This is a genomic window from Micromonospora sp. WMMC264 (assembly GCF_027497275.1).
Taxonomy (GTDB): domain Bacteria; phylum Actinomycetota; class Actinomycetes; order Mycobacteriales; family Micromonosporaceae; genus Micromonospora; species Micromonospora chalcea.
In genome coordinates, this window is the sequence record NZ_CP114907.1 from 2245130 (window position 1) to 2267412 (window position 22283).

Annotated in this window: 17 protein-coding genes; 3 read left to right on the plus strand and 14 right to left on the minus strand. The window is 72.9% G+C overall.

Annotation, left to right across the window (positions count from 1 at the left end):
* Positions 1-45 precede the first annotated feature (45 nt).
* The 3 genes from O7542_RS09330 to O7542_RS09340 are packed head-to-tail and all read right to left on the minus strand — an operon-like array spanning position 46 to position 2567.
* Positions 46-945: a GNAT family N-acetyltransferase gene (locus tag O7542_RS09330; RefSeq protein WP_069088607.1), complete on the minus strand. Its 900-nt coding sequence runs from the start codon at positions 943-945 to the stop codon at positions 46-48.
* A 55-nt stretch (positions 946-1000) separates the two neighbouring features.
* Positions 1001-1324, minus strand: coding sequence for a nuclear transport factor 2 family protein (locus tag O7542_RS09335; RefSeq protein ID WP_043323765.1), 324 nt, complete (start codon positions 1322-1324; stop codon positions 1001-1003).
* Between the two features lie 10 nt (positions 1325-1334).
* Positions 1335-2567, minus strand: a complete 1233-nt coding sequence (locus O7542_RS09340) for an SLC13 family permease (protein WP_043323767.1) — start codon at positions 2565-2567, stop codon at positions 1335-1337.
* A 108-nt stretch (positions 2568-2675) separates the two neighbouring features.
* On the opposite strand from O7542_RS09340, the gene O7542_RS09345 reads away from it, so the two are divergent.
* Both O7542_RS09345 and O7542_RS09350 read left to right on the plus strand, forming a co-directional pair.
* Complete coding sequence (locus O7542_RS09345) at positions 2676-8441, plus strand: TIR domain-containing protein (RefSeq protein ID WP_281606040.1); 5766 nt, start codon at positions 2676-2678, stop codon at positions 8439-8441.
* Between the two features lie 282 nt (positions 8442-8723).
* On the plus strand, positions 8724-9908 hold the full coding sequence (locus tag O7542_RS09350; protein WP_083297081.1) for a DDE-type integrase/transposase/recombinase: 1185 nt from the start codon (positions 8724-8726) through the stop codon (positions 9906-9908).
* Between the two features lie 346 nt (positions 9909-10254).
* Here the strand turns inward: O7542_RS09350 and O7542_RS09355 are convergent, their stop codons facing one another.
* From O7542_RS09355 to O7542_RS09390, 8 genes are all read right to left on the minus strand, one after another.
* On the minus strand, positions 10255-11490 hold the full coding sequence (locus O7542_RS09355; RefSeq protein ID WP_281606041.1) for a family 16 glycosylhydrolase: 1236 nt from the start codon (positions 11488-11490) through the stop codon (positions 10255-10257).
* 114 nt (positions 11491-11604) lie between these two features.
* Positions 11605-12885: an MFS transporter gene (locus O7542_RS09360; RefSeq protein WP_281606042.1), complete on the minus strand. Its 1281-nt coding sequence runs from the start codon at positions 12883-12885 to the stop codon at positions 11605-11607.
* Positions 12882-13457, minus strand: coding sequence for a helix-turn-helix domain-containing protein (locus O7542_RS09365; RefSeq protein ID WP_043323777.1), 576 nt, complete (start codon positions 13455-13457; stop codon positions 12882-12884). The genes O7542_RS09360 and O7542_RS09365 overlap by 4 nt, the downstream gene beginning before the upstream one ends.
* A gap of 60 nt (positions 13458-13517) precedes the next feature.
* Positions 13518-13955: a VOC family protein gene (locus O7542_RS09370; RefSeq protein ID WP_187694610.1), complete on the minus strand. Its 438-nt coding sequence runs from the start codon at positions 13953-13955 to the stop codon at positions 13518-13520.
* A 109-nt stretch (positions 13956-14064) separates the two neighbouring features.
* The gene (gene smpB / locus O7542_RS09375) at positions 14065-14556 is read right to left on the minus strand and encodes an SsrA-binding protein SmpB (protein ID WP_064445840.1); all 492 of its coding nucleotides are present in this window, start codon (positions 14554-14556) and stop codon (positions 14065-14067) included.
* Positions 14529-15188 (minus strand): lysoplasmalogenase, encoded by a 660-nt coding sequence (locus O7542_RS09380; protein WP_281606043.1) that lies wholly within the window; start codon positions 15186-15188, stop codon positions 14529-14531. Before O7542_RS09380 ends, smpB begins: the two co-directional genes overlap by 28 nt.
* Before the next feature lie 11 nt (positions 15189-15199).
* A complete protein-coding gene (locus O7542_RS09385; protein WP_043323784.1) occupies positions 15200-16027 on the minus strand; it encodes a sterol desaturase family protein in 828 nt (275 codons plus the stop codon).
* Positions 16024-16752: a GntR family transcriptional regulator gene (locus tag O7542_RS09390; protein ID WP_043330104.1), complete on the minus strand. Its 729-nt coding sequence runs from the start codon at positions 16750-16752 to the stop codon at positions 16024-16026. Before O7542_RS09390 ends, O7542_RS09385 begins: the two co-directional genes overlap by 4 nt.
* A 137-nt stretch (positions 16753-16889) precedes the next feature.
* Between O7542_RS09390 and htpG the strand changes: the two genes are divergently transcribed.
* Positions 16890-18782 (plus strand): molecular chaperone HtpG, encoded by a 1893-nt coding sequence (gene htpG / locus O7542_RS09395; protein WP_281606044.1) that lies wholly within the window; start codon positions 16890-16892, stop codon positions 18780-18782.
* A 561-nt stretch (positions 18783-19343) separates the two neighbouring features.
* Here the strand turns inward: htpG and O7542_RS09400 are convergent.
* The 3 genes from O7542_RS09400 to O7542_RS09410 are packed head-to-tail and all read right to left on the minus strand — an operon-like array spanning position 19344 to position 22161.
* On the minus strand, positions 19344-20042 hold the full coding sequence (locus O7542_RS09400; protein ID WP_064445843.1) for an SDR family oxidoreductase: 699 nt from the start codon (positions 20040-20042) through the stop codon (positions 19344-19346).
* A gap of 33 nt (positions 20043-20075) precedes the next feature.
* On the minus strand, positions 20076-20552 hold the full coding sequence (locus O7542_RS09405) for a helix-turn-helix domain-containing protein (RefSeq protein ID WP_043323791.1): 477 nt from the start codon (positions 20550-20552) through the stop codon (positions 20076-20078).
* A gap of 46 nt (positions 20553-20598) precedes the next feature.
* On the minus strand, positions 20599-22161 hold the full coding sequence (locus O7542_RS09410; RefSeq protein WP_043323793.1) for an LLM class flavin-dependent oxidoreductase: 1563 nt from the start codon (positions 22159-22161) through the stop codon (positions 20599-20601).
* Between the last annotated feature and the right edge of the window lie 122 nt (positions 22162-22283).

A 22283-nucleotide genomic window follows, 5' to 3' on the forward strand; every position in this document is an offset into this window, starting at 1 on the left:
CTCGATCGGGACCATGTCGGCTCGGTCGACCGGGACCAGGTCGGCTCAGTCGACCAGGGCCAGGTTGGCCATGTCGACCACCGGCCGGAAACCGAGGCCGGCGTAGAGCCGGTTCGACACCGGGTTGGCCTGGTCGGTGAACAGGCACACCCGCGCGCCCTCGGCCGTGAGCAGCCGGCTGACCTCGGCGACCGCGTTGCCGGCCCAGCCGCGTCCGCGCTGCTCGGGTGGCGTGTAGACCGGACCGACCCGGGCCACGCCGAACGACGGCGGGTTGGCGGCGGTCAGGTGCACCGGAGCGCCCGACCCGTCGGTCCAGAACCAGACCCGGCCGTCCCGGATGCGGCGCAGCAGATCGGCGCGGTCGGGCGTCTCGTGGGCGCTCGTGCCGCGCGGGCGGCCCGCCTGCTCGTCGGCGTCGGCCATGAACGCGGCGAACCACGCGGCGACCAGGTCGACCTCGTCGGCGGTGGCCGTCCGCAACGCGCCCGGCGCCGGCGCGGGCGGCCTGAGATGGTCGAGCACGTGCAGCCGGGTGTGCTGGGCGACAGCGACCCGGCCGCCGTCGAGCCGGGCGACCTCCTCGGCGCAGGCGCGCGCGGCGGGCAGCGCGCCGTTCACCGCGCGGACCCGCTCGCCGCGCCGGTGCCACGCGCGGGCCAGCGCCTCGGCGGCCTCCGGCGGCATCGGCAGCAGGAACGCCGGTCGCGGCGGGAACGGCGCGGTACGCATCGCGGCGCCCACCACCGCCCCGGAGGCGTCCCGCACCACCAGCCACCAGTCGTCCTCGGGCAGCGCCACGCCCTCGGCGCGGCGGGCCGCCATCCGGCGCGTGACGCTGGCGACGACGGTGCTCACCACCGGGTCGGCGGCCAGGTACGCCCCGGCGGCGGCGAGGAACTCCTCCGGGTCGGCGTAGAAGCGCAGGGTGGGATCGGCGGTCATGCGGGCACGGTAGCCACTGCCCGCGGCCGGGCCGTAGCGGTTTTCCCGCCCCGGCTCAGGGTGCGATGCGCAGTCGCCGGATGCGGGTGTCGTCGTACTCCTCGAACCGGAACCGCAGCCCGGCGAACGGGCTGCCGGGGAAGTCACCGCTGATCGTGGCGGTCACGACCGTCCCGGCGGGTGTCTGCTCGACGTCGGTGATCTCGTACGACACCAGCGGCGTGCCGTCGCGCCAGGCGCGGATCTCCCCGATCCCGCGGTGGGTGCGGCCCTCGTCCTCGACCACCGCGTCGTCGGCGAACAACGCGAGCCAGGGCTCCTTGTCGGCCTGGCCGGCGAGCGCGAAGTAGCGGCGGACGATCTCGGGCGGGTTGCTCATGAACGCGATGCTAGGCGCCGGGACCGACAAGAAGCGCTGTGACGGTGGCGGTGGTGGCGAGCACGGCGAGCGCGGCGCTGGTCGCCACGAACCGGCCCAGCGGCACGGCCACCCCGGCGGCCCGGCAGCGCTCGTACCAGATCAGTGTCGCCAGCGACGCCCACGGCGTGGCCAGCGGACCCACGTTCGTGCCGATCAGCAGCGCCAGCAACTGGGTGTGCCGGTCGGCCGCGATCACCGCCTCGCCGGCCAGGTACGCGGGCAGGTTGTTCACCGCGTTGCTGAACAGCGCGCCGACCGCGCCCGCCCGCAGCGCGCCCTCCGCGCCCGGGTCGGTGCCGATGAGCGTGCCCATCACGGAGTCCAGGCCGTACCGGCCGATGGTCTGCACCACCAGGAACAGCCCGGTCACGAAGACCAGCAGCCGCCACGGCACCAGCGCGAGCCGCAGCCGGTGCCGGGCCCGTACCGCGAAGCCGGCGACCAGGATCGCGGCGGCCACCCCGGAGGCGACGCCGATCTCCACCCCGGCGAGGATCCCGGCGACGAACAGCAGGCAGGCGGCGAGCGCGGTGCGGTAGAGCACCCGGTCCGGCGGCACGTACGGCGGCGGCGGGTCGAACGGATCGGCCCCGGCGCGTGCCGGACGCCAGTACCACCACCACAGCAGCAGCGCGGTCACTGCCACGGCGACCAGTTGCGGCCACCACATCCGGGCCGCCCACGGCACCGGGTCCAGGTCGACCCGGTCGCTGGCCAGGATGTTCGTCAGGTTGGACACCGGCAGCAGCAGGCTGGCCGTGTTCGCCAGCCACACGGTGGTCATGGCCAGCGGCGTCGGCGGCACGTTCAGCGCCCGGGCCAGCGCGATCATCACCGGCGTGAGCAGCACCGCCGTGGTGTCCAGGTTGAGCGCGATGGTGGTCACCGAGGCGAAGCCGACGCAGAGCCAGAACAGGGCCCGGAAACTGCCCCGCGCGGTCACCGCCACCCGGGTCGCGAGCGCGTCGAACACCCCGGCCACAGCGGTCAGCTCGGCCAGCACCACCACCGTGCCGAGGAAGATCAGGATCGGGATGATCCGCCGCATCGTGCCCTCGGCGTCGGCGCGCGGCAGCAGCCCGGTGAGCACGCACACCAGCCCGACCGCGGCCAGGCCGATCGCGATCCAGTCCAGCACGTGCAGGCGGCCCCAGCGGGAACGGTCGGGCACGGCGTTCGGCGGATCGCCGGGGGTCTCCACGAATGATGATCCTCGCACATGCGGGCGTGGCGGCAGGAGCCCGACGCGGGCCCGATCCGGACTGCCGAGGGTGTCGATCTGTTGACCGTCGGTGGCCATAATGACCACGTGGCTGTAGGCGCGCACCCCACCCGGTCCGACCGCCCCATCGACTTCTTCATCAGTTACTCACCGGCCGACGAGCGCTGGGCGACGTGGCTGGCGTGGGAGTTCGAGGCGGCTGGCTACCGCACACTGTTGCAGGCGTGGGACTTCGTGGCCGGCACCAACTTCATCGACTTCATGGACCGTGGCGTCCGCGAGGCCGAGGTCGTGGTGGCGGTGCTGTCCGAACGCTACCTGCACTCCACGTACGGCAAGCTGGAGTGGCAGGCCGCGCTGCGCGCCGACCCCGACGGCACCGGAAACAAGCTCGTCACGGTACGCGTCGAGGACTGCCCGATCGACGGGCTGCTCGCCACCATCACCTATGTGGACCTGGTCGGTGTGGACGACCCGGCGCAGGCCCGTAACCGGGTGCTCGACCGCATCCGGGAGGCGCTCGACGGCCGGGCCAAACCGATGCGGCAGCCGGCGTTCCCGCACCACCCGGCCGACCCGCACGGGGTGCTCGCCGCGCCCGCCGCCGGAGCGCCCGCGCCGCGCCGCGCCCGGCGTACCCCGATCAACCCGCCGCCGTTCCCGCCGGCCGCGGTGGCGCCGCCGACCGCCCGGGACACCGTCACCGTGCTCCAGGTCGCCGGGCCGCGCTTCGGCCGGGGCGTGATCACCCCCGGCGCGCCGGTCACCCCCGGCGAGGTGCAGGAACACCTGATGGGTGACCTCACGCTGCTGATGAACGACGGCGTGCCCCGGCCGGACCTGCTCGTCGTCGCCGGCAACCTGACCGAGTCGGGCAGCCCGCGCGAGTTCTCCGACGCGCTGAGCTTCCTCACCGGCCTCCGGGTGCTGCTCGGGCTGGAGCCGCACCGCCTGATCGTGGTGCCCGGCCCGCGCGACGTGACGATGGCCGCCTGCCGCGCGTACTTCGCGACCTGCGAGGCCGACGACGTCGACCCGCAGCCGCCGTTCTGGCCGAAGTGGCGGCACTACGCGCGCCTGTTCGACGACCTCTACCAGGGCCTCGAGGACCGGATCTTCGACAGCGAGCAGCCCTGGACGCTGTTCCCCGTCCCGGACCTGCGGGTGGTGGTGGCCGGGCTGAACTCCACCATCGCCATCACCCACCGCGAGGAGGACCGGTACGGCTTCCTCGGCGAGGCGCAGTCCAGCTGGTTCGCCCAGCGGCTGCGCCACTACCAGCAGTCCGGCTGGCTGCGGCTGGGCGCGATGGCGCACGCGCCGGGGGCGCGCAGCCCGTACGCCGACGAGGTGCCGCCGGACCCGGTGTCGCTGCGCGACCGCGGCGCGGTCAACCGGCTGGTCGGCCCGATGCTCAACCTGCTGCTCTCCGACGCCGCGCCGTCGGCCCGGGTCGACCCGGTGGTGCCGCTGGCCGCCGCGCCCCGCGACGGCCGGGCGCAGGTGCTGCGGCTCGGCGGCGACGGGATGACCCGCTGGGTGCTCGGCCGTGACGACCGCCTCGACTCCGGGGCGCTGACGGCGGTGAACTGGCCGCACGCCGAGGCGACGTTCGGCGCGGCCGGCCCGGCCCAGGTGCCCGACCCGCGCCGCCCGGTGGCCGTCGAGGGGGCCACCCAGGGCGTGGCGGTCACCGCCGCCCCGGTGCAGCGCCTGCTGGACCGGCTCGCCGAGGTCTGCGAGGCCCGCTACGACCGGGTGGTGGTACGCCGCGTCGACACCGACCCGCCGCACCTCTACATCAGCTACCGCGCCGACGGCGTGGTCCGCCAGCAGCGCGTCGGCGCGCACGTGGGCACCCCCACCGCCGCCGACGTGGACGTCTTCGCCCGCCGGGTGCACGCCACCGATCCGGACATCGCCTCCGAACTGGTCTACGACGGTGACCGGGTGCCGCGCGGGCTGGCCGAGGAGGCGCAGCGCCGGGGCGTGCGCGTGCTGCACCTGACCGAGTTCCAGGGCCTGCTCGACCTGCGCGACTACGTCGCGGCGCAGACCGCGCGGCTGCAGGCCGACCGGCTCTACCCGCCCGGGCAGTACGTGCCGCAGCGCTACCGTCACCTCGTCGGCGCCGACCAGCGCGTCCGCGACGACGTGGTGGACGAGCTGCTGGAGACCGTCTCCGCCCCGGACGGCCGGTTCGTGCTGGTGCTCGGCGACTTCGGCCGGGGCAAGACGTTCGCGCTGCGCGAGGTGGCCCGGCGGCTGCCCACCGCAGCCCCCGACCTGATCCCGATCCTTGTCGAGCTGCGCGCGCTCGACAAGGCACACTCCGTGGACGGCCTGGTCGCCGCGCACCTCGCGAATCACGGCGAGCAGGTGATCGACCTCAAGGCGTTCCGCTACATGCTGCGCCAGGGCCGCATCGTGCTGCTGTTCGACGGGTTCGACGAGCTGGTCGCCCGGGTCACGTACGACCGGGCGGCCGACCACCTGGAGACGCTGCTGCAGGCCGCCGAGGGCAACGCGAAGATCGTGGTGAGCAGCCGGACCCAGCACTTCAAGACCAACTCGCAGGTGCTGACCGCGCTCGGCGAACGGGTCGGCCTGCTGCCGCACCGGCGCGTGCTCGCCGTGGAGGACTTCACCCCCGGGCAGATCGAGGCGTTCCTGCGCAACCGGTACGGCGGCGACGAGCGGGCCGCCCGCGAGCGGATGGACCTGCTGGCCGGCGTGAAGGACCTGCTCGGGCTCTCCCGCAACCCGCGCATGCTCGGCTTCATCGCCAACCTGGACGAGGGGCGCCTCGCCGCGGTCGCCGGCGCGGGTGGCACGTTCAGCGCCGCCGCGCTGTACCGGGAGATCCTGGAGTCCTGGCTGGACTTCGAGGAGCGCCGCACGCAGGGCATCCCGGGCGCGCCGGTGAGCCTGCGCCGCCCCGAGCTGTGGCAGGCGGTGAGCCGGCTGGCGTTCCAGCTCTGGGAGAGCGGCGAGGCGTACCTGCGCCTGGCCGAGCTGGCCGAGTCCACCGGCCAGCTCGCCGGGCGCGCCGACTCGCGGCTGTCCGGCCCGCAGGCGGCGCACGCGGTCGGCGCGGGCAGCCTGCTCGTCCGCACCGACGACGGACTGTTCGGGTTCATCCACACCTCGGTCATGGAGTGGCTGGTCGCCGAGGGCGTCGCCGAGCAGATCAACCGGGGCGAGGAACCGGCCGCGCTGGCGGTGCGGTCGCTGTCCGCGCTCGCCGTCGAGTTCCTCGGCGACCTCGCCGACCCGGCCCGCTGCACCGCCTGGACCGCTCGGGTGCTCGGCGACGAGTCGGCGGGGGAGACGCTGCGCGCCAACGCGCTGCGGCTGTCCGCCCGGCTGCGCCTGCCCGACCGGGCCGACCTGCGCGGCGCGGTGCTGCGCGGCGAGGACCTGTCGCACCGCGAACTCGCCGGCGCCGACCTCACCGGCGCCGACCTGACCGACGCGCGGCTGGTCGCCACGAACCTGACCGAGGCGCGGCTGGAACACGCCCGGCTGCGCGGCGCCCGCCTGGACCAGGCCCGCCTCGCCGGGGCGGACCTGCGCGACGCGGAGCTGGCCGGGGCGCGGCTGTTCCGTACCGACCTGCGCGGCGCGCGCGTGGGCGGCAGCAGCTGGCACCGCACCGCGCTGATCGACGTCAGCGCCGACGCGGCCATGCTGCGCGCCCCGGAGCTGCGCGGCGCCGTCGTCGCGCCGGGCCGGCCGGTCGCGCCGGGCCTGGCCCCGCCCGCGGTGGGCGTCGCCTACGGCTTCGAGGTGGGCCGGCTGCCGGTGCCGGCGGCGTACAGCCCGGACGGCGCGGTGCTCGCGGTCGGCAGCGACGACGGCGGTGTGCTGCTCTGCGACACCGCCACCGGGCTGCCGGTACGCACGCTCCAGGGACACCGCTCCCGGGTGTACGCGGTCCGCTACGACGCCGCCTCCCACCAGCTCGTCACCGGCGCGGCCGACCTCACCGTACGGCTGTGGGACGCCGACCACGGCGACGTGCGGCACGTCATCGAGGACGTCTTCACCGGCTGGGTGTGGCCGCTGCTGACCGACGGCCGCCGCGGCCGGCTCGTGGTGGGCGACGCGGCCGGCGTGGTGCGGCTGTACGACACGCGCACCGCCCGGCTGCGCCACGAGTGGCCCGGCCACGCCGCGCCGATCTGGGGCACCTCGTTCAGCCCCGACGGCCGGCGGGTCGTGGTGGCCGACAGCGGCGGCACGGTACGCGGCTGGGACATCCCCACCGGCCGGCTGGCGTTCGAGGTGCGCGAGCCGGAAGTCGTCTACCGGCTGGCGCACACGCCGGACGGGCGGCTGCTGGCCGCGGTCGGGCAGCACGGCCGGGTCTGGGTCCGCCGGGCCGCCGACGGCGAGCTGCTGCGCTCGCCGCGCGGCCACGAGGCCGACGTGTACGCCCTCGACATCCACCCCGACGGCACGCTGATGGCCACCGGCGACACGCACGGCGCGCTGCGGCTGTGGGAGACCGAGACCGGCCGGCCGGTACGGGTGCTCGGGCGGCAGCGGGGCGCGATCTACAGCGTCCGGTTCAACGGCGACGGCAGCCTGCTCGCCACCGCCGCCAGCGACGGCGCGATCCAGCTCTGGGACACCGACGACGGGCAGGTCCGGCACGAGCTGACCCGGCACCGCGGCTCGGTCTGGCCGGTGGTCTGGCGGCCGGACCAGAACCAGGTGGCCACCAGCAGCAACGACGGCACCACCCGGCTGTGGGACGTACGCACCGGGCAGCTCCAGCACACGTTGCGCGGGCACGGCCGGCGGGTCACCGCGCTGTCCTTCCGCGACGACGGGGAAGTGCTCGCCGCCTGCGGCAACGACGGCGTGATCCGGCTCTGGGAACCGCGTACCGGCCGCCTGCTGCGCCAGCTCGCCAGCCCCGCCGACCGGCTGCTGTCCGTGGTGTTCTGCCCCGAGGAGCCGCTGGTCGCCTCGCCCAGCGGCGACGGCGGCGTGCACCTGTGGAACACCGACACCGGCGCCGACGAGCGTGAACTCAACGTGGACACCGACCACGTCTGGGCGGTCGCGTTCAGCCCCGACGGCGACGCGCTCGCCACCGCGAACGACGACGACACGGTACGCCTGTGGTACCGCCGCACCGGCCGCCACTTCGCCACGCTCACCCCGCACCGGGGCCGGGTGCGCACCGTCGCGTTCAGCCCGGACGGCGAGACCATCGCCACCGGGTGCGACGACCAGACGGTACGGCTGTGGGACGCCGCCACCGCCACCTGTCGGATGACGCTGGAACACCACACCGACCGGGTCTACTCGGTCGGCTTCAACAGCGAGGGCACGCTGCTGGCCAGCGCCGGCAACGACGGCACGGCGGTGGTCTGGGACGTGCAGACCGGCCAGCCGCGTGTCGTGCTCACCGAACACGACGGCCGCCTCTGGTCGTGCGCGTTCAGCCCGGACGGCAACCTGCTCGCCACCGCCGGGGACGACCTGGTGATCCGGCTGTGGGACCCGGTCACCGGCCGGCTGCACGGCACGCTGGCGGCACACACCCGGCGGGTCTGGTCGGTGCACTTCAGCCCGGACAGCAGCCTGCTCGCCAGCGCCGGTGACGACGGCACCGTACGCCTGTGGGACGTGGCCGACCCGGAGCACGCCCAGCTGCGGACCACGCTGATCGGGCTGCCGGACGGATGGGCGGCGGTGAGCCCGGACGGCCGGTACAAGCTGGACGGTGACCCGGGCGGCCAGTTCTGGCACGTCATCGGCACATGCCGCTTCGAGGTGGGCGAGCTGGATCCTTACCTGACCCAGGTCCGCCGACTACCCGTGGACGCCCCCTTCTGACCCCCGCGAATCTCCCCGTGCTCTCCGCGGTGATCAAGGAGTTTGTGTCCCGATCCGCGCCCGATCCGGACACAAACTCCTTGATCACCGCCGTGGGCGCTGCCGGGAGGTGCTCGTTCCGCCGGGCCGCCGTGGGCGCCTCGTCCGAGGGCGGTCCGGAGATCTTGGTAGGAAAGGGTCCCTATGGGGGCTGTTCAGTCCCATGACATCTGTCAGCGTTGAAGTCCCGATACATGTGTCACGTGGTAGGGATCTTGGGTCGGGTGGTATGTGCTGCCGGGCATGGCTTCTCGGCGGCATGTGATGAACCTGCTGGACGCGCTGCTGGCGGCGGGGGTTCGGGTGAACGCGGCCGAGTTCGCGCGTGAGCACGGGGTGTCGGTGCGCACGGTGTACCGGCACCGCGCACGTATCCGGGCCGAGGGTCAGTGGCAGGAACGATCCCGGCGGCCGCGTACCAGTCCGCGGGTCACGCCGCCGGAGGTGGACGCGTGGATCTGCAAACTGCGCGCTGAACTGGGCCCGGACAACGGGGCTGACTTCATCCGAGACGCGTTGGACGATGTGCGCCGGCGCACCGACGCGTCCTGGTCGGTGCCGTCACGCTCGACGGTCAACCGGGTGCTGGCCCGGCATGACCTGCTCGTGGCTACTCCGGCTAAACGACCGCGTAGCTCGTGGCGGCGTTTCAGCTATGCCCGGCCCCGCGACTGCTATCAGATCGACGCCACCGAAGTGAAACTCGCCGACGGCCGCACTGTCGTCGTCTTCGACGTCCTGGACGACTGCACCCGCACCCTGGTCGCCTGCCACGCCGCCGCCGCGGAGACCGCCCGAGCCGCGATCACCGCGATCAGACAGGCGTTCACCGCCTACGGCGTGCCGGCCATCGTGCTCAGCGACAACGGCATCGCGTTCACCAGCCGCCGCACCCGACCCGGATCAATCTCCACCTTCGTGCAGACCCTGATCGACCACGGCACCCGCCCGATCAACTCCAGCCCCTACCACCCACAAACCTGCGGCAAGGTCGAACGCCACCACCAAACCCTCAAAAAATGGCTGAGCACCCAACCCCCACCACAGACCCTCACCGCCCTGCAAACACTCCTGGACACCTACCGCCGCTACTACAACACCCAACGCCGCCACAGCGCCCTACCCCACCGCACCACACCCGCCCACGCCTGGACCCACGCACCCACCCTAGGCGGACCCACCAGCCCACCCCTGCAAACCGACGCCACCCTGCACCACTGCCCCGTCGCCAGCAACGGCGCCATCGCCGTCGCCGGACACCGCACCAGCGTCGGCACCACCCACGCCGGCACCACCGTCACCGCCATCCGCGACAACAACCACGTCACCATCTACCACCCCGACGGCCAACCCATCGGCTACCTCCACCTCAACCCCGACAAGAACTACATCCCCCTCACCCCCACCCCCACGATCCACAACCCCTGACACATCTATCGGGACTTCCCGTTGACACATGTCCCGGGACATGACAGTCCCTATGGGGGCCCTTTCGTACCAAGATCTACTGCAGTCCCGGGATGTGGTCCGCGAATCCTGGAAACCGGACACGCGTGGCTGGTTCGGGTGGCCGGGCAGGCCGCCGGGCAGGGGGCGGGTGGGCCGGCCGCACCCCATGCCCGCGATCTTGCACTTCGTGCCCGGGCGAACGGGACATTCGGGGCGCGACTCGGGCCGAAAGTGCAAGATCGCGGGTGCGGGTGCGGGTGCGGGTGCGGGTGCGGGTGACGCCGGGGCGGGCGGGTGCGCCGCCCGCCCCGGGCCGGGACGCCGGTCAGCGGCGCCACTTCTGGTTGGCGGCGCCGGTGCAGTCCCAGATCTGCAGCCGGGTGCCGTCGGCCGAGCTGGGACCGGTGGCGTCCAGGCACTTGTTGGCCTGGGGGTTCACGATGTCGCCGGCCGCGCTGAACACCCACTTCTGCGCGGCGGTGCCGTTGCAGTCGTAGAGCTGCACCTTGGCGCCGCTCGCCGTGGACCCGGCGGCCACGTCGAGGCACTTGCCGAGCGCGCGTACCGAGCCGTCGGTGTTCCAGTTCCAGCGCTGGGCGGCGGTGCCGTTGCACGTCCAGAGCTGCACCGGGGTGCCGTTCGCGGTGCCGGCGCTGGCCACGTCGACGCACTTGTTGCCGTACCCGGTGATCTGGCCGCCGGTGCCCCCGCCGCCGTTGTCCCAGGCCTGGACCCGGACGTAGTCGATGGTCATGGTCTGCGGGAACGTGGTGCTGCCGTCCGGCGAGCCGGGCCAGTTGCCGCCGACCGCCACGTTCATGATCATGAAGAACGGGTGGTCGAAGACCCACCGGTTGCCGCCGATGTCGGCGGGCGTCTTGCGGGAGTACGCCACGCCGTCGAGGTACCAGGTGATCGAGTCCGGCGCCCAGTCCACGGCGAACGTGTGGAAGGCGTCGGCGAGCGCCTGACCGCCGGGTAGCGACGTGGAGGCGCCGACGCCGCTGCCGCCGGAGTAGCCGGGGCCGTGCAGCGTGCCCCAGACGGTCGACGGCGCGTACCCGACGTTCTCCATGATGTCGATCTCGCCGCTGCCGGGCCACGGGTTCGTGCCGATGTCGTTGCCGAGCATCCAGAACGCCGGCCACAGGCCCTGTCCACGCGGGACCTTGATGCGCGCCTCGAACCGCCCGTACGCCTGGGCGAACGTGCCGTTGGTGAGCAGCCGGGCCGAGGTGTACTGGCAGCTTCCGTACCAGCAGTTGTAGCCGGACGGGTTCTCCCGGCGGGCGGTGATGACCAGGTTGCCGTTGCCGTCGAGCGCGGCGTTGCGGGTGCTGTTGGTGTAGTACTGCAACTCGTTGTTGCCCCAGCCGCCGCCACCGAGGTCGTAGCGCCACTTGCTCGCGTCGGGCGCGGCGCCGGCGGGGCCGTTGAAGTCGTCGGACCAGGTGACCGCGCCGGGGGCGGCGATCGCGGGGGAGTGGGGGACGACGGTGAGGGCGGCGGTGAGGCCGACCGCTGTCACCGCCAGGGCGGCGAGCGTACGGATGGTGCGCACGGGGCGCCTCCTGCGGGCGTGGTGGCCGTTACCGTCACGGCGGCCGGCCCCGCCCAACGGTTAACAAACCATACAAATAGACTTCGATGAAGGTATGAACGAAGTCGGTCGATGTCAAGAGAGCGTTTCCCACCTGCGCTCCGAGACGGGCTCGGGCTCGCGCTGCCGCACCACTGTGGGCCGGCGCATGTCCCGCCACGGGCCGCCCAGCAACGGCGTCAGCACCACCAGCAGGTAGCAGGCGCCCATCACGACCAGTGTGGACGTCGGGCCGAACCGGTCCGCGGCGAATCCCGCGCCGACCGCGCCGGCCGGCATGGCCGCCCACGCGCCCGCGCCGATCACGCCGTACACCCGGGCCCGCATGGCCGGCGGCACCCGCTCCAACTGGACCGCGCCCATCAGCGGGTTGAGCGCGCCGGCGGCGAGCCCGGCCATCGCCACCACGGCGGCCACCACCGGCAGCGGCGGCGCGGCGGCGAGCGCCCACAGCGGTGGGGCGCCGCACAGCGCGTACGCGGTGACGAATGTGGCCCGGCGGGGCAGGCGGTGCCCGATCGCGCTGAACACCAGCGAGCCGACCAGCGCCCCACCACCCATGACGCCCACCAGCAGGCCGAACGCGGCCGGCCCGCCGAGTTCCCGTTCGGCGACCACCGGCAGCAGCACCTGGCTCTTGGCCGCGTCGAACAGGTTCGTCACCAGCACCAGCAGGACCATGGCGCGCAGCAGCGGCTCGCGGACCAGGAAGCGCAGCCCGGCGGCGAACTGCCGCCAGTAGCCGCCGGCCTCCGGCTCGCTCCCGTCGTCGGACGGCCGCAGGCCACGCGGCACCAGCAGTGTCACCACGAGCGCCGACACGGCGAACGTCACCGCGTCCAGCGCCAGCACCGGCACCGCCCCGAACACGCCGACCAGCAGGCCGGCCAGGGGTGCGCCGATCATCCGGGCGCCGCGCGAGGTCGCGTCCTCCCACCCGGCCGCCCGCTCGATCGGCACCCCGGCCGCCGCCGCGGCCTCCGGCAGCAGCGCGGTGCGCGCGGTCTGCCCCGGCGTGTCGAGCAGTCCGCTGACGAAGACCAGGGCCAGCAGCGCCGGGAACGGCAGGCCGACGGTGGAGTGCAACAGGGGTACGGCGGCGATCGTCACGCCGGAGACCACGTCGGCGAGCACGCTGGAGCGCCGGTAGCCGATCCGGTCGACGAGCACGCCGCCGAACGCGCCGCCGAGCACCACCGGCGCGGTGGCGAACGCGCCGGCCAGCCCGGTGGCGCCCGGCGAGCCGGTTTCGGCCAGCACGTAGAGCGGCAGCGCGATGAGCGTGAGCACGTTGCCGGTCAGCGAGACGGCGTGCCCGATCAGCAGTCCGGCCAGCGGCCGGCGGTCGCGGGTCACCGCGGCCCCCGGTACGCCTGCCAGATGAGCGTGACCATCTCCGCGCCGGGCCGGCCGGCGGCGCCGCGTTCCCGCCAGCGCCGGCCCAGCTCGGACAGTTCGTCCCGCAGCTCCACCAGCTCGTCGGGGGTCAGGTGCAGCACCGTGTCGCTGCTCGTGGTGCCGCGGACCCAGGCCGGGTCGAGGTCGGCCTCCGATTCCAGGTACGCCTGGTAGCGGGCCACGTAGCGCTGCATGGCGGCCTGGCGCAGCAGGTTGCCGGCGAGCCGGCGCTCGGGGTCGTCGAGCAGTTCGAGGGGATCCCAGTCGGTGGTGGCGTGCGCGGCCCGCCACCACCGTTCGCGCCGGTCCCGGGCCAGTTCGGGGGCCTCGGTCACGAAGCCGTGCTCGGCCAGCTTGCCGACGTGGTAGCTGACCGAGCCGACCGCCTCGCCGGTCCGCTCGCTCAGCATGCCGACGGTCTGCGGGCCGCGCAGGCGAAGCTCGCCGAGCAGCCGCAGCCGGGTGGGGTGGGCCAGCGCTCGCATGGCGCGCGGGTCGCTGAGGCGCCGGTTGCCGGTTCCGTCGGTCATGCCGTCAGGCTAGACCGACAAGAAGTAATGTACAAGGAGTCTTGTCGAATCTCCTCGGTCTCAGTCGAGGCAGAACTCGTTGCCCTCCGGATCGGTCATCAGCACGTGCCCCGCCTCCAGCGGGGGAGCGGGCTCGAAGCGCCCGACGCGCGTCGCGCCGAGCGGAACGAGCAGGTCGGCCGCCGCCTCCAGCGCCGCCATCCGGGCCTCGCCGGTCAGGCCGGGCGCGGCCCGGACGTCCAGATGCACCCGGTTCTTGATCCGCTTGGACTCCGGCACCCGCTGGAAGAACAGTCGCGGACCGGCGCCCTCCGGGTCGACCACTGCCGAGGCGTCGTTGTGCCGCTCCGGCGGAACGCCCATCGCGGTCAGCGCCTGCTCCCACGAGTCGAAGCCCTCCGGCGGGCCCTGGACCCGGTAGCCGAGGACCTCGGCCCAGAACGCCGCCAGCTTCGCCGGGTCGGCGCAGTCGATGGTGATTTGCACGTCGCGGGCCATCTCGGCTCACCTTCCGTCGGTCCCGCCGGCGAACCGGCGGCACGTGTGATCGGTCGCCGTCCAGCCTGCCGGAGCCAGCGGACAGCGACTGTCCTCAACACGGGACGGATCAGGTTCGGCGGCCGGTGGCGCGGCCCTTGAGCCGGCGACCCAACTCCCGGGCGATCTCCTTCTTCGCGTCCCGCTCGGCCAGCGCCTGACGCTTGTCGTACGACCGGCGGCCCCGGGCCAGGCCCAGCTCCACCTTGGCCCAGCCGTCGGCGAAGTACATCGACAGCGGCACCAGCGTGACGCCGCCGTCGCGCAGCTTCTCCAGGATGCGGGCGATCTCCACCCGGTGCAGCAGCAGCTTGCGGGTGCGCCGGGGCGCGTGGTTGGTCCAGGTGCCGAAGCCGTACTCGGCGATGTGCAGGCCGTACAGCATGATCTCGCCGTCGCGCTCCTGGGCGAACGCGTCGACAAGCGACACCCGCCCCTCGCGCAGCGACTTGACCTCGGTGCCGGCCAGCACGATGCCCGCCTCGTACGTCTTGAGGATGTCGTAGTCGTGCCGCGCCTTCTTGTTCGAGGCGATCAGCTTGCGCCCGTTCTCCCTGGCCACGCGAGCAGGGTACCCGCGGGCGGCGACTCCGGGCCGGTCGCCGGGCGGGTCGCGGCCACCCAGCCGGTGGTGATCAGCAGCAGCGCCGCGCAGTAGGTGGTCATCACCAGCAGGCCCCGCCCGGGCAGCTCGATCCCGGCCGCGCCCACGCCGATGAGCAGGTCGGAGACGAGGAAGAACGCGCCGCCGGCGGCGACAGGCGCGGACACCCCGGCCGCGGCGGCGGCCATCAGGCACAGCGCCAGGCTGTAGCCGAGCACCGGCAGCCGCAGCGGCCCGAGCATGCCCCACAGCAGCGCGTTCGCCCCGGCCCAGGCGAGCAGGTAGCCGGCCCACGCCACGACCGGCGTGCGCCGGTGCCGGACGAAGGCGGTTATGAACGCGATCTGGGTGACCAGGAAGAAGCCCATGCCGGCCAGGAACGCGGTGTCACCCTCCAGGAGCAGGGCGACGTCGCCCGCGGTGGCGGCGACAAGGCCGACCGCCACCGCGTCCACCCGGCGGCGGCGCGCCCAGAGGTACGCCAGCAGCACCGGCGCGAGCAGCGGCTTGGCCAGCCACTGGAGCACCGTCGAGTCGAGCGCGACCCCGACCAGTTCGACGGCGGCGACCAGCCCGAACAGGAGCAGCATCCAGGAGCGCCTCATCGGGCCGGCTGCCAGCCCGGGCGGCCGAACAGGTAGCCGAGTCGGTGCCGCCAGCAGTCGGCCCGGCGTACGTCGGACCAGATCGCGGCGAACTCGTGGGTGGCCACCCGCAGCGGGTTGTAGGTGCCGATGTTCTTGGTGAGGCCGTAGCGCGCGGAGGCCCGCTCGGGCTCGAACGTGCCGAACAGCCGGTCCCAGATGATCAGGATGCCGCCGTAGTTGCGGTCCAGGTACTCGGTGTTGGAGCCGTGGTGCACCCGGTGGTGCGACGGCGTGTTGAAGATCCACTCGATCGGCCGGGGCAGCACCCTGATCCGTTCGGTGTGCAGGAAGAACTGGTAGAGCAGGCTGACCGACTGCTGCAGGAAGATCATCCACGGCGGAATGCCGAGCAGGGCCAGCGCGAGCCAGAACGGCAGCGAGGTCATCGGCGTCCAGCTCTGCCGCAACGCGGTCGAGAAGTTGTAGTAGACGCTGGAGTGGTGGACCACGTGGCTGGCCCAGAGCACGCGCACCTCGTGGTGCGAGCGGTGGAACCAGTAGTAGGCCAGGTCGTCGGCGAAGAACAGGATCACCCAGGTCCACCAGTCGCCGGGGGACAACTGCACCGGCGCCACGGTCCACAGCGCCGCGAACAGGCCGACGGTGAGCAGCTTCCACGGGAAGCCGATGATCTGGCTGCCCAGCCCCATGGACAGGCTGGTGGTGGTGTCGCGCAGCTCGTAGCCGCGCTCGTCGTCGTCGGGCAGGAAGCGGTAGGAGACCGCCTCGATCACGATCAGGAGCAGGAACGCCGGGACGGCGTACAGCACGGCGGGGATCATGCGCGCGCTTCCCTTCCGGGGGTGGTGGTGGGGGTGGGGGTGACCGGCGCGGTCAGCAGCTCCCGGGCGTGCCGGGCGGCCGCCGCGCCCTGACCGGAGGCGATCGAGGTGGCGAGACGGCGGTGCCCGGCGACGTCGAGCAGTTCGGCCGCGCGGGCGTCCGGGGGGACGTCACCGACCGCGAACGTGCCGGCCACCAGGCTGTTGAAGGCGAGCTGGTAGGCGGTGTTGCCGCTGCCGCGTACGACCAGCCGCCAGATGGCGATGTTCGCCTCGTTCATCAGGTCCAGGTCGGGGGCCAGGTCGCCGTACTCCTCGGCGGCCCGGACCACGGCGGCGACGACGGCCGCGTCGCCGCGCTCGGCGCACAGCCGGGCCGCGTCGATCCCGACGCACGCCCGCATCTCCAGCATGTCGCGCACCAGCGTCTCGACCGGGAGTACGTCACCGGAGCGGGCCAGTGACAGCGCCAGGTCCAGCCCGGCGTGGACCCGCCAGTCCAGCACCCGGGTCGCGCCGCCCTGGCTGACCCGGACCAGGCCGAGCTGCTGCAGGCGGCGCAGCGCCTCCCGGACCGCGTGCCGGTTGACCGCGAACGCGCCGGCCAGCTCGCGCTCGCCGGGCAGCGTCTCGTCCGGCGCGTACCGGCCGGAGACGATCGCGTCGCGCAGCCGGCCGAAGACGTGGTCGGAGACCGAGACGCGGGGCGCGGGATCGAAGGTCATGCGCAGCAGTGTGGCCCCGTACACATCAACCCGTCAACTGGTTGTACCAGTCGAATTCCGGGGCGGCCGGTGCGTGCCGCAGCGGTCACCCCTCGTATCCTTTCCGCCGTAGGAGCCGCCAGAGGGAAGGAGCCGGTGTGAGCGACGGGGTCGAGACGTTGGAGTTCCAGGCCGAGGCCCGTCAGCTGTTGCAGCTGATGGTGCACTCGATCTACTCGAACAAGGACGTCTTCCTGCGCGAACTGATCTCGAACGCGTCCGACGCGCTGGACAAGCTGCGGCTGGAGTCGCTCGTCGACAAGGACCTGCCGGCCGACACCTCCGACCTGCACATCGAGATCGAGGCCGACAAGGACGCCCGTACGCTCACCGTGCGGGACAACGGCATCGGCATGACCCGTGACGAGGTGGTCCGCCTGATCGGCACCATCGCCAAGTCCGGCACCGCCGAACTGCTGCGCAAGCTGCGCGAGTCCTCCGACGCCGCCGCGTCCCAGGAGCTGATCGGCCAGTTCGGCGTCGGTTTCTACGCCACGTTCATGGTCGCCGACAAGGTGACGCTGCTGACCCGCCGCGCCGGACAGTCCGGCGGCACCCGCTGGGAGTCCACCGGCGAGGGCACGTACTCGATCGAGGAGGTCGAGGACGCACCCCAGGGCACCTCGGTCACGCTGCACCTCAAGCCCGTCGACACCGAGGACAACCTGCACGACTACACCGCCGAGTGGACGATCCGGGAGATCGTCAAGCGCTACTCCGACTTCATCTCGTGGCCGATCCGGATGACGGTCGACAAGCCCGGCGAGGACGGCGCCACCACCCGCGAGGAGCAGACGCTCAACTCGATGAAGGCGCTCTGGGCGCGCTCGCGGGACGAGGTCGACGAGGCCGAGTACAAGGAGTTCTACCGGCACGTCGCGCACGACTGGGCCGACCCCCTCGAAACCATCCACATGCGCGGCGAGGGCACCTTCGAGTACGAGGCGCTGCTGTTCCTGCCGTCGCACGCCCCGCTGGACCTGTTCTCCCCGCAGGGCCGCCGCGGCGTGCAGCTCTACGTCAAGCGCGTGTTCATCATGGACGACTGCGACGCGCTGATGCCCAACTACCTGCGCTTCGTCAAGGGCGTGGTGGACGCGCACGACCTGTCGCTGAACATCTCCCGGGAGATCCTCCAGCAGGACCGGCAGATCCGCGCGGTACGCCGCCGGCTGGTCAAGAAGGTCCTCGCCACGCTCAAGGACATGTCCGCCGAGTCGTACCGCACCTTCTGGACCGAGTTCGGCGCGGTGGTCAAGGAGGGTCTGCTGGAGGACGCGGACAACACCGAGGCACTGCTGGAACTGGTCCGCGCCGCCAGCACCCACGACCCGGCCGAGCCCACCACGCTGCGGGCGTACGTGGAGCGGATGAAGGACGGGCAGAGCGAGATCTACTACGCCACCGGCGAGAACCGGGCCACCATCGAGAACTCGCCGCACCTGGAGGCGTTCCGCGCCAAGGGCTACGAGGTGCTGATCCTCACCGACCCGGTGGACGAGGTGTGGGTCGAGCGCGTCGGCGCGTACGACGGCAAGACGCTGCGCTCGGTCGCCAAGGGCCAGGTGGACCTGGAGACCGAGGAGGAGAAGGAGAAGGCCGAGGCCGAACGGCAGGAGTACGCCGACCTGCTCACGTTCCTCGGCGGCGCGCTCGCCGACAGCGTCAAGGAGGTTCGCCTGTCCACCCGGCTGACCACCTCGCCGGCCTGCGTGGTGGGCGACGCGCACGACATGACGCCGACGCTGGAGAAGATGTACCGGGCGATGGGCCAGGAAGTGCCCCAGGTCAAGCGGATCCTGGAGCTGAACCCGGCCCACCCGCTGGTCACCGGGCTGCGCAAGGCGCACGGTGAGGGCGGCGACACGGCCGCGCTGACCGAGACCGCCGAGCTGCTGTACGGCATGGCGTTGCTGGCCGAGGGCGGCGAGCTGGCCGACCCGGCCCGGTTCACCCGCATCCTGGCCGACCGCCTGGCCCGCGGCCTGTAGCCCGACCCGACCCGGCCCGCTTGATCGACTCCACTACGCCGAGGTGGCGGTACCTGGGTGCCCCCGATGCCTCCACCTCGGCGAGCTGGTGTCGATCAAGCGCCGGGAAGTCGATCCGGGTGGTTGTCGGGTCAGTCCTTCGCCGGGCTCGTGCGGGCGGCTGGCTGCCGCTTGATCGACTCCAGCTCGCCGAAGTGGTGGTATCAGGCGGGCTCTGACCCCGCCACTTCGCCGAGCTGGTGTTGATCACCTGGGGCGTCCCGGAATGAGGAAGATCGATCCCAGTTGGAGGGACGCTCGGGGCTCTAGATGAGTGAGGGCTCTGGCGGAGATGGTCTTGCGGGCCCGCGTCGGCGGGGCGGCCCCAATGCGCAGGTGTCGAGCGGGTGGATCTGACGGAGCGCCGCTTGGCGAGCGTCGGCTGATGTCGGGCTCTTGTCGAAGGCTGTTGATCGGCTGTGTCCGGGCGGTTGTCGTGGCTTGTGCTTGATCGACACCATTGCGCCGAAGTGGTGGCATCGGACGGGTTCTGACCCCGCCACCTCGGCGAGACGGGTCTGTTCAGGGGAGCGCGGGGTAGAGCGCTGCCACCCCACCGGACAGCCCCGCCTGGACCCGGCGGGCGACGTCGTCGGCCAGGATCTCGTAGCTGCCGGACTCGATGCCGTCGGCGGCGAGCCGGGCGACGTCGGCCGGGTGCGCCTTCGGGCCGGGCACGGCGGCGGCCATCTCGGTGTCCATGTAGCCCACGTGCAGCCCGGCGACCCGGACGCCCCGGCCGGCCAGTTCCAGGCGCAGCGCGTTCGTCATCGACCACTCGGCGGCCTTGGCCGCGCCGTACGCGCCGACGCCGGGGATCGTGAACCAGGACAGCGCCGACAGCACGTTCAGGATCGTGCCGCCGCCGTTCGCCGCGATCCGGGGCGCGAACGCGCGTACCACCGACAGCGTGCCGAGGTAGTGCGTCTCCAGCTCCAGCCGGATCTGCGCGAGGTCACCGTCGAGCAGGTCGGCGCCGGTGCTCACGCCGGCGTTGTTCACCAGCAGCGTCACGTCACCGGCCCGCTCCGCGGCGGCGGCCACCGAGGCGGGGTCGGTGATGTCGAGGCGTACCGGGGTGACGCCGGGCAGGTCGACGGTGTCCGGGTTGCGGGCGCCGGCCCAGACGGTCGCGCCGCGCGCGACGAGTTCGGCGGCCAGGTGCCGGCCGAAGCCACGGTTGGCGCCGGTGACCAGGGCGGTGCTTCCAGCGATCTTCATGTCTCGCTCCGAGGGGTGGGAAAGGAAGGTGGGTCAGGCGGACAGCAGGCCCGGACCGGGCAGGACGGCCAGCTCGCCGGGCGGTACGTCGTGTCCGGCGTCGCAGCGCAGCCGGGCGTGCACGGCCGCGCCGCACTCGTCGTGGGTCAGCCGGACGGCCGGGCCGGCCTCGTCGGCGGCGTACGTGTCGCCCCACTGCCGCAGCGCGACCAGCACCGGGATCAGGTCGCTGCCCTTGGCGGTGAGCACGTACTCGTCGCGGGTGCGCTGCCCGGGCTCGCGGTAGGGGCGCCGGTCGAGCAGCCCGTCGGCGACGAGCTGCTTGAGGCGTGCGGCGGCGACGGGCTCGCTGACGCCGACCCGCCGCGCGAAGTCGTCGAAGCGGCGGGTGCCGAACGACGCCTCGCGCAGCAGGAGCAGCGTCGTGCGGTTGCCGACCACCTCCAGCGCCCGGGCGATCGAGCAGTTGGCGGTGGACCAGGAGTCACGCTGCGCAAGGAGGTCCGTCATGGCGTCGACGGTACCCCCTGACTTAGGAAATCAAAAGTCAGCTACCTCACAGCTGGCCGGGGAAGAAGCCGTGCCGGGCCAGCGGCTCGACGATCTGGTGCTCCTCGTACGACAGGTGCGACAGCAGCGTGTCGGTGAGCAGGTCCACCGCCTCCTGGAGCTGCGTGAAGTCGCCGGGCCGGTGGACCAGTTCCACGAGCGCCCGGTCGACGCCCTCCACCACCCCGTGGATCACCACGTGTTCCTCCTCGAGGCGGTCGAGCACGGCCGCCAGCCCGGCCTCGGAGCGGCGCAGGTGCGGGAAGATCGAGGCGTCCTCCAGCCCGTGGTGCTGGGTGACCATGGTGCAGTAGGCCGCGCAGTACGCCCCGAGCGTCCAGTTGTTCTGCCGCATGGTCATCTCGTTGAGCGCCGCCCGCGCCCGGCCCGGCGAGACAGCGCCCCGCTTGACCTGTTCCAGCAGGTCGCGCACCTGGGCCAGCTCCTGGCGCAGGTGGTCGTGCACGTCCACCAGGTGCTGCCCGGCGGCCTGCCCCCGGGGTGGGTAGACCTGGCCGGCCGGAGGCGGCGGGGCGGTCGGCCGGGTCGACTCGTCCCAGGGGCGGCGCGCGCTCAGACGTACCCCCGGGTCGGGGGTGGGGGTGACCGCCAGCGTGGCCGCGCCGCCGGTGGCGGCCGTGTCGTCGGCGACCGCGCGGGCCCCGCTGCCGGGCGCGGTGCGCTCGGCGGCGACGAGTTCGCGGACCGCCGGCGCGACCTCCTGGGCGAAGATCTGGATCGCGCGCGGCTCGTCGCTGCCGAGGATGAACGTGGTGACGCCGTGCTCCAGCGTGAGCCCGGCCAGCTCCTCCACCCACTGCTCCGGCGGGCCGGCCAGGAAGCCGGCCGACGAGCGCGCGAACGTGCCGGTCACGTTGAGCATGCGGCGGATCTCGGCCGGGTCGCGCCCGGCAGCCTGCGCGCCCTCGTCCACGAGCGCGTTCAGGGCGGGCAGCTCGTCGGGGCCCTTGGGCAGGTAGGACAGGGAGGGCAGCCAGCCGTCCGCGGCGCGGCCGACCAGGCGCAGCATGCGCGGCTTGTACGCGCCGACCCAGATGCCCACCCGATGCGCGGGCGCCGGGCCGCGCTTGGCGCCGACCACCCGGTAGTGCTCGCCGTCGACGCGGATCATGCCGCGGCGGTCGGTGTCCCAGACCTCGCGGATCACCCGGATCGCCTCGTCCAGGGCCTCGACCGCCGCGCCGGGGGACAGGCGCCGCCCGCCCGTCGCCTCGATCGCGTCCCAGAACGCGCCCGCGCCGAGTCCCATCTCGACCCGGCCGCCGGTGAGCAGGTCCAGGCTGGCCACGCTGCGGGCCAGCACCACCGGCTGGCGCAGCGGCAGGTTGAGCACGTTGCCGGCCAGGTGGATGCGCTCGGTGACGGCGGCCACGTAGGACATCAGCGTCCAGGTGTCCAGGAAGCCCGGCTGGTACGGGTGGTCCTGGAACGTGACCAGGTCCAGCCCGACCTGTTCGCAGAGCGTGGCCAGCGCCACAACCTGGTCGGGCTGCCCGGCGGCGGGCGTGATGAAGCCGCCGAAGGTCAGCTCGTGTCCGTGATCGGTCATCCGTCCCGCCCCTCCCGTGATCTTGCTCGGCCCTGCCACGGTAGCTCCACAGGTGGTAGCCCGGCCGGGTGAACACCATCACAAGAAGTGGACGATCGTCGCAAACCGTCCTTAGCGTCGGT

Coding starts and splice junctions, on each gene's coding strand:
- O7542_RS09330 (WP_069088607.1), bottom strand. CDS start 945: ATGACCGCCGATCCCACCCTGCGCTTCTACGCCGACCCGGAGGAGTTC.
- O7542_RS09335 (WP_043323765.1), bottom strand. CDS start 1,324: ATGAGCAACCCGCCCGAGATCGTCCGCCGCTACTTCGCGCTCGCCGGC.
- O7542_RS09350 (WP_083297081.1), top strand. CDS start 8,724: ATGGCTTCTCGGCGGCATGTGATGAACCTGCTGGACGCGCTGCTGGCG.
- O7542_RS09365 (WP_043323777.1), bottom strand. CDS start 13,457: ATGACCGACGGAACCGGCAACCGGCGCCTCAGCGACCCGCGCGCCATG.
- O7542_RS09370 (WP_187694610.1), bottom strand. CDS start 13,955: ATGGCCCGCGACGTGCAAATCACCATCGACTGCGCCGACCCGGCGAAG.
- O7542_RS09380 (WP_281606043.1), bottom strand. CDS start 15,188: ATGCTGCTCCTGTTCGGGCTGGTCGCCGCCGTCGAACTGGTCGGGGTC.
- O7542_RS09385 (WP_043323784.1), bottom strand. CDS start 16,027: ATGATCCCCGCCGTGCTGTACGCCGTCCCGGCGTTCCTGCTCCTGATC.
- O7542_RS09390 (WP_043330104.1), bottom strand. CDS start 16,752: ATGACCTTCGATCCCGCGCCCCGCGTCTCGGTCTCCGACCACGTCTTC.
- O7542_RS09400 (WP_064445843.1), bottom strand. CDS start 20,042: ATGAAGATCGCTGGAAGCACCGCCCTGGTCACCGGCGCCAACCGTGGC.
- O7542_RS09405 (WP_043323791.1), bottom strand. CDS start 20,552: ATGACGGACCTCCTTGCGCAGCGTGACTCCTGGTCCACCGCCAACTGC.
- O7542_RS09410 (WP_043323793.1), bottom strand. CDS start 22,161: ATGACCGATCACGGACACGAGCTGACCTTCGGCGGCTTCATCACGCCC.